This window comes from Kitasatospora sp. NPDC041988 (assembly GCF_055588525.1).
This window is the reverse complement of record NZ_JBVJCO010000115.1, coordinates 1-1,500: the sequence shown is the minus strand read 5'-3', so window position 1 is coordinate 1,500 and position 1,500 is coordinate 1. Positions and strand designations below refer to the sequence as shown.

General features: G+C 69.7%; 1 protein-coding gene. It reads left to right on the top strand.

From position 1 onward, the window contains the following. The coding region (locus ACZ6NC_RS41925; RefSeq protein ID WP_465739147.1) for a non-ribosomal peptide synthetase at positions 1–1,500 on the top strand (1,500 nt) is incomplete at both ends.

The following is a 1,500-nucleotide window of genomic DNA, read 5'->3' as shown; positions in this document are numbered from 1 at the left end:
CCGAGGCGATCGCGCAGCGTTTCGTGCGGGTGCTGCGTGCCGCCGTCGCGGAACCCGAGCAGCCCGTCAGCCGCATCGAGATCCTGGACGCCGACGAGCGCGACCTCATCCTCACCGGCTGGAACAACACCGACCGCGAGCTGCCCGCCACCACCCTGCCCGAACTGTTCCACGCCCAGGTCGCCCGCACCCCCGACGCCACCGCCCTCGTCTACGGTGACACCGAGCTCACCTACGCCGAGCTCAACGAGCGAGCCAACCGCCTCGCCCACCTCCTGACCGAGCACGGCGTCGGCCCGGAGACCCTCGTCGGCGTCCACATGGAACGCTCCACCGACCTCGTCACCGCCCTCTACGCCACCATCAAGGCCGGCGCCGCCTACCTCCCCCTGGACCCCGACCACCCCGCCGACCGCATCGCCTACATGCTCGACGACGCCCGGCCCACCCTCGTCATCACCAGCCGCTCCCTCCAGGACACCCTCCCCCACGACACCGCCCGGATCGCCCTCGACGACCCCGACACCCTCACCCGCCTCGCCGGACTCGACACCGCAAACCCCCAACCCGCCCTGCTCCCCACCCACCCCGCCTACGTCATCTACACCTCAGGCTCCACCGGCCGCCCCAAGGGCGTCACCATCCCCCACCACGGCGTCGCCAACCGCCTCGCCTGGATGCAACACGAATACCAACTCACCACCACCGACCGCATCCTCCAGAAAACCCCCTTCGGATTCGACGTCTCCGTCTGGGAGTTCTTCTGGCCCCTCCTCGAAGGCGCCACCCTCGTCCTCGCCCGCCCCGGCGGCCACCGAGACCCCGCCTACCTCACCACCCTCATCCGCCACCACAACATCACCATCACCCACTTCGTCCCCTCCATGCTCCAAGCCTTCCTCCAAGACCCCACCGCCCCCACCTGCACCACCCTGCGCGCCGTCTTCTGCAGCGGCGAAGCCCTCCCCACCGAACTCCGCGACCGCTTCCTCACCCACCTCAACACCCCCCTCCACAACCTCTACGGCCCCACCGAAGCCTCCATCGACGTCACCGCCTGGCCCTGCCACACCAACCCCCACACCACCACCGTCCCCATCGGACACCCCATCTGGAACACCCGCCTCTACGTCCTCGACCACAACCTCCAACCCGTCCCCGCAGGCACCCCCGGCGAGCTCTACCTCGCCGGCACCCAACTCGCCCGCGGCTACCTCAACCGCCCCGCCCTCACCGCCGAACGCTTCACCGCCAACCCCTACGGCCAACCCGGCGAACGCATGTACCGCACCGGCGACCTCGTCACCTGGCGCCCCGACGGCAGCATCGACTACCTCGGCCGCACCGACCACCAGGTCAAAATCCGCGGCTTCCGCATCGAACTCGGCGAAATCGAAACCGCCCTCACCACCCACCCCGCCATCACCCACGCCACCGTCCTCGCCCGCGAAGACACCCCCGGCGACAAACGCCTCATCGCCTACATCGTCCCGGTGACGG